Below are 5490 nucleotides of genomic sequence, written 5' to 3'. Positions count from 1 at the left end.
GTGACGTCGCCGTACCGCCCTCGCTGTCCGCCTCCCAGTTGCTGCGGCTCGCCGCCGATCCCGACGGGTACGCGCAGGATCTCGCCCGCCCCATGCCGCGGCCCCCGCAGCCCGCGGCCCGCAGGGGCACCCGGTTCCACGCCTGGGTGGAGTCGCGGTTCGAGGAGCTGCCGCTGCCGATGCTCGGCCCCGACGAGCTGCCGGGCGGCGCCGCCGACGAGCCCGAGATCGCGGACGAGCGCGACCTGGCCGCGCTCAAGGCGGCGTTCGAGCGGACGCCGTACGCGAGCCGCACCCCGTACCGCGTCGAGGCGCCGTTCCACCTCACCCTCGCCGGGCGGGTGATCCGCGGCCGGATCGACGCCGTCTACCGCGATCTCGACCCGGCGACCGGCGCGTACACGTACGAGATCGTCGACTGGAAGACCAGCAGGACCCGCAACGCCGACCCGCTCCAGCTCGCCGTCTACCGGCTGGCCTGGGCCGAGCAGCACGGGCTGGCGCCGGCCGAGGTGGCAGCCGCCTTCCTCTACGTGCGCAGCGGCGACGTGGTGCGGCCCGCCGTGCTGCCAGGCAGGGCGGAGCTGGAGCGGATCCTCACCGGAGGGGCGGCCGAACCGGCAGACGAGCACGCCCCCTGAGCCGGTTAGGCTCGACATCATGAGCGAGACCCCGGACAGCGTCGTCCGTACGTACATAGAGACCCACCGGGCGGCTTTCCTCGACGACCTCGCCGAGTGGCTGCGCATCCCCTCCGTCTCCGCCGAGCCCGAGCGCGCGGCCGATGTGCGCCGCAGCGCCGACTGGCTGGCCGCCAAGCTGGCGGAGACCGGGTTCCCGGTCACCGAGGTCTGGGAGACGGGCACCCCCGCGGCGCCCGGCGCGCCCGCCGTCTTCGCCGAGTGGCCCTCCGACGACCCCGAGGCGCCGACCGTGCTGGTCTATGGCCACCACGACGTGCAGCCGGCCGCGCGCGAGGACGGCTGGCTCACCGACCCCTTCGACCCCGTCGTACGGGACGGCCGGCTGTACGGACGCGGCGCCGCCGACGACAAGGGGCAGGTGTTCTTCCACACACTGGGCGTCCGCGCGCATCTCGCCGCGACCGGCCGCACCAGCCCCGCCGTCCATCTGAAGTTCCTCGTCGAGGGCGAGGAGGAGTCGGGCTCGCCGCACTTCCTCGATCTGGTCGAGCGGCAGGCGGCCCGGCTCGCCGCCGACGTGGTGACGGTGTCCGACACCGGCATGTGGTCCCGGGACACCCCCACCGTCTGTACCGGGATGCGCGGGCTCGCCGAGTGCGAGATCGAGCTGTACGGGCCCGACGAGGACATCCACTCGGGGTCCTTCGGCGGCGCCGTACCGAACCCGGCCACCGTCGCGGCGCGGCTGGTCGCCGCGCTGCACGACGCGGACGAGCGGGTGGCGGTCCCCGGCTTCTACGACGGTGTGGCGGAACTGACAGAGACCGAGCGCGCCCTCTTCGCCGAGCTGCCCTTCGACGAGCAGGAGTGGCTGGGGACCGCGAGGTCGCAGGGCACACTGGGAGAGGCTGGCTACTCCACCCTGGAGCGGCTGTGGGCCCGCCCCACCGCCGAGGTCAACGGCATCGGCGGCGGTTACCAGGGGCCCGGCAGCAAGACGATCATCCCGGCGTCGGCCATGCTGAAGCTCTCGTTCCGGCTGGTCGAGGGACAGGATCCGGACCGGATCGAGCGCTCCGTACGCGCCTGGGCGCAGGCGCGGATCCCGGCCGGCGTCCGCCACAAGATCACCTTCGGCCCCGCCACCCGCCCGTGTCTGACACCGCTGGACCACCCGGCGCTCCAGGCGGTCGTACGGGCCATGGGCCGCGCCTTCGGCCAGAAGATCCGCCACACCCGGGCGGGCGGTTCGGGGCCCGCGGCCGATCTGCGGGACGTGCTGGGCGCGCCGGTGCTGTTCCTGGGTGTCTCCGTACCGTCCGACGGCTGGCACTCGCCGAACGAGAAAATCGAACTGGAACTCCTGCTCAAGGGTGTCGAGAGCAGCGCGTACCTGTGGGGCGAGCTTGCCGCGGCCCCGCACTGAGCACGGCGCGCGGCCCGAGCGGCCCGCGCAGCCTGAGCGTCGCGTGCCGCCGCCACCGAGAAATACTCACGTCGTCCGGGGGAGTTGGAAGTACTTGTGAGCACCACCAGCAACGAAGACATCGCACACCGACCGATCGGCCTCACCGCCCCGAGTGGCATCGACCGCGCCGCCCACCACCGGCTGGACGAGGCGTGGCTGGCGGCTGCCTGGAGCCATCCGACGACGCGCGTCTTCGTCGTGTCGGGCGGCCAGGCGCTGGTCGACGACACCCCCGAAGGCACCACCGAACTCGTCATGACGCCGTCCTTCGAGGCGCCCGTCACCGAGACGCACCGCTACTTCCTCGGCACGGACGACGACGGCGTGCGCTACTTCGCGCTCCAGAAGGACTCCCTGCCGGGACGCATGGACCAGTCGGCGCGCCCCGCGGGGCTGCGCGAGGCCGGGCTGCTGCTGTCGGCGCGCGACGCGGGCCTGCTGGTGCACGCCGTCGCGCTGGAGAACTGGCAGCGGCTGCACCGCTTCTGCTCGCGCTGCGGCGAACGTACGGTGATCGCGGCGGCCGGCCACATCCGGCGCTGCCCCGCCTGCGGCGCCGAGCACTACCCGCGCACCGACCCCGCGGTGATCATGCTCGTCACCGACGAGGAGGACCGCGCGCTGCTCGGCCGCCAGGTGCACTGGCCGGAGGGCCGGTTCTCGACCCTCGCGGGCTTCGTCGAGCCGGGCGAGTCGATCGAGATGTCGGTGGCCCGTGAGGTCTTCGAGGAGGCCGGGGTCGTGGTCGGCGAGGTCGAGTACGTCGCGAGCCAGCCGTGGCCGTTCCCTTCGAGCCTGATGCTGGGCTTCATGGCCCGCGCCACGTCGTCGGAGATCACCGTGGACGGCGAGGAGATCGAGGAGGCGCGCTGGTTCTCCCGCGAGGACCTGCGGACGGCGATCGAGACGGGCGAGATCCTGCCGCCGCTCGGCATCTCGATCGCGGCCCGGCTGGTCGAGCTCTGGTACGGCAAGCCGCTGCCCAAGCCGCAGCGGTGACGCGCGCTTCGGTCTGAGACGCGAAGGAGCCCCCGCCGTCGGGCGGGGGCTCCTTGACGCTGCCGTACGTCCGGCTCGCGGCTCGTACGTCAGGCGCCGATCTTCTGCTTGACCTGGGCGAGCGACGGGTTCGTCAGCGTGGAACCGTCGTCGAACAGCACGGTCGGCACCGTCTGGTTGCCGCCGTTGGCCTTCTCGACGAAGGCCGCCGACTCGGGGTCCTGCTCGATGTTGATCTCCTTGTACGCGATGCCCTCACGGTCCATCTGGCCCTTGAGCCGACGGCAGTATCCGCACCACGTGGTGCTGTACATCGTCACAGTGCCCGGCATGTCCCTCGCGCTCCTCTGGCTCGTCCGTCTCGCCCTACGCGTGTGAACGTAACCGAGGCGGCGGCCATTCCCGTACCGGGGCGTGGTGTCGGGCGCGCGGCTGACCGTCGGGCGCGCGGCTGACCGGGGCCGCGCGTTCGTACGACGAATACGCATCGCCTGTGGACAACTTCCGCACCTGTCACTGGCGACCTGGCAGCATGGCGGGGTGACACCAGCAACGCACTCCCCACTGTTCCCGCAGGATTCCGACGCCGGCCAGATCGTGGCCCCGCCGCGCGACGCCGACGCGGTGCTCGAAGGGCTCGACCCCGAGCAGCGGGCCGTCGCCACGGCGCTGCACGGTCCGGTGTGCGTGCTGGCCGGGGCCGGCACGGGCAAGACGCGCGCGATCACCCACCGGATCGCGTACGGGGTCCGGGCGGGCATCCTCCAGCCCGGTACGGTCCTGGCCGTCACGTTCACCAACCGCGCGGCGGGCGAGATGCGGGGGCGGCTGCGCCAGCTCGGCGCCGGCGGGGTCCAGGCGCGTACGTTCCACTCGGCGGCCCTGCGCCAGCTCCAGTTCTTCTGGCCGAAGGCGGTCGGCGGCGATCTGCCCCGGCTGCTGGAGCGCAAGGTGCAGCTGGTCGCCGAGGCGGGGGCGCGCTGCCGGATCAGGCTCGACAGGAACGAGCTGCGGGACGTGACGGGCGAGATCGAGTGGGCGAAGGTCACCCAGACGGTCCCCGCCGACTATCCGGCGGAGGTCGCCAAGTCCCTGCGCGACGCCCCGCGCGACCCGGCGGAGATCGGCCAGATCTACGGGATGTACGAGCAGCTGAAGCGGGACCGCGGGGTGATCGACTTCGAGGACGTGCTGCTGCTGACCGTCGGCATCCTCCAGGACCGGCATGACATCGCCGACCAGATCCGCCGTCAGTACCAGCACTTCGTGGTGGACGAGTACCAGGACGTGAGCCCGCTCCAGCAGCGGCTGCTGGAGCTGTGGCTGGGCGACAGGGAGACCCTGTGCGTCGTGGGCGACGCCAGCCAGACGATCTACTCGTTCACCGGCGCCACCCCCGACCACCTGCTGAACTTCCGCACCCGGCACCCGGGGGCGACGGTGGTCAAGCTCGTCAGGGACTACCGCTCCACGCCCCAGGTCGTCCATCTGGCGAACGGCCTGCTGAACCAGGCCCGTGGCCGCGCGGCCGAGCACCGGCTCGAACTGGTCTCGCAGCGCGAGGCGGGCCCCGACCCGGTCTTCACCGAGTACGCGGACGAGCCGGCCGAGGCCGAGGGCACCGCCCGCCGGATCCGCGATCTGATCGCCGCCGGTGTCCAGGCGGGTGAGATCGCCGTGCTCTACCGGATCAACGCGCAGTCGGAGGTCTACGAACAGGCCCTGGCCGACGCGGGAGTGCCGTACCAGCTGCGCGGCGCCGAGCGGTTCTTCGAGCGCCAGGAGGTACGGGAGGCGGGCGCCGCGCTGCGCGGGGCGGCCCGGTTCGGCTCGAACGACTCGATCCTCGACGATGTCGTCGATCTGCCGTCGCAGGTGCGCGCCGTGCTCTCCACGAAGGGCTGGACCACGGAACCGCCCGCCGGTTCCGGCGCCGTCCGGGACCGCTGGGAATCGCTGGCCGCGCTCGTCCGGCTCGCCGAGGACTTCGTCAAGGCCAAACCGTCGGCGACGCTCTCCGACCTGGTGGCCGAGCTGGACGAGCGCGCGGCCGCCCAGCACGCGCCGACGGTGCAGGGCGTCACGCTCGCCTCGCTGCACGCGGCGAAGGGGCTCGAATGGGACGCCGTGTTCCTGGTCGGCCTCACCGAAGGCATGATGCCGATCACGTACGCGAAGACGGACGAGCAGGTCGAGGAGGAGCGCAGGCTGCTCTATGTCGGCGTGACCAGGGCGCGTCAGCATCTCTCGCTGTCCTGGTCGCTGGCCCGCTCACCCGGCGGCCGGGCCTCCCGGCGGCCGACCCGCTTTCTCACCGGGCTGCGCCCCGGCTCGGCGGCGCCCGCCGGGCGCGGCGGGTACGGGACGTACAGCGCACCG

5 protein-coding genes are annotated in these 5490 nt (G+C 72.6%); 4 read left to right on the top strand and 1 reads right to left on the bottom strand.

All coding sequences use genetic code 11. From position 1 onward, the window contains the following. From HY68_RS04600 to nudC, 3 genes are all read left to right on the top strand, one after another. Positions 1-641, top strand: a 641-nt coding sequence (locus HY68_RS04600; protein ID WP_041984707.1) for a PD-(D/E)XK nuclease family protein, incomplete at its 5' end; no start/stop codon positions are given. 19 nt (positions 642-660) lie between these two features. Then, positions 661-2070 carry a dipeptidase gene (locus HY68_RS04595; RefSeq protein WP_041984704.1) on the top strand — a complete coding sequence of 470 codons (1410 nt, stop codon included), beginning with the start codon at positions 661-663 and terminating at the stop codon, positions 2068-2070. A 96-nt stretch (positions 2071-2166) separates the two neighbouring features. After that, positions 2167-3111: an NAD(+) diphosphatase gene (gene nudC, locus HY68_RS04590; RefSeq protein ID WP_041984701.1), complete on the top strand. Its 945-nt coding sequence runs from the start codon at positions 2167-2169 to the stop codon at positions 3109-3111. An 89-nt stretch (positions 3112-3200) separates the two neighbouring features. Here nudC and HY68_RS04585 read toward each other — a convergent pair whose 3' ends face one another. Further along, positions 3201-3443 carry a mycoredoxin gene (locus HY68_RS04585; protein ID WP_041984696.1) on the bottom strand — a complete coding sequence of 81 codons (243 nt, stop codon included), beginning with the start codon at positions 3441-3443 and terminating at the stop codon, positions 3201-3203. A gap of 148 nt (positions 3444-3591) precedes the next feature. Between HY68_RS04585 and HY68_RS04580 the strand changes: the two genes are divergently transcribed. Continuing rightward, positions 3592-5490, top strand: a 1899-nt coding sequence (locus HY68_RS04580) for an ATP-dependent helicase (RefSeq protein ID WP_107070152.1), incomplete at its 3' end; no start/stop codon positions are given.

Source organism: Streptomyces sp. AcH 505 (assembly GCF_000818175.1).
Lineage (GTDB): Bacteria > Actinomycetota > Actinomycetes > Streptomycetales > Streptomycetaceae > Streptomyces.
This window is presented reverse-complemented; position numbering and strand designations above follow the sequence as displayed.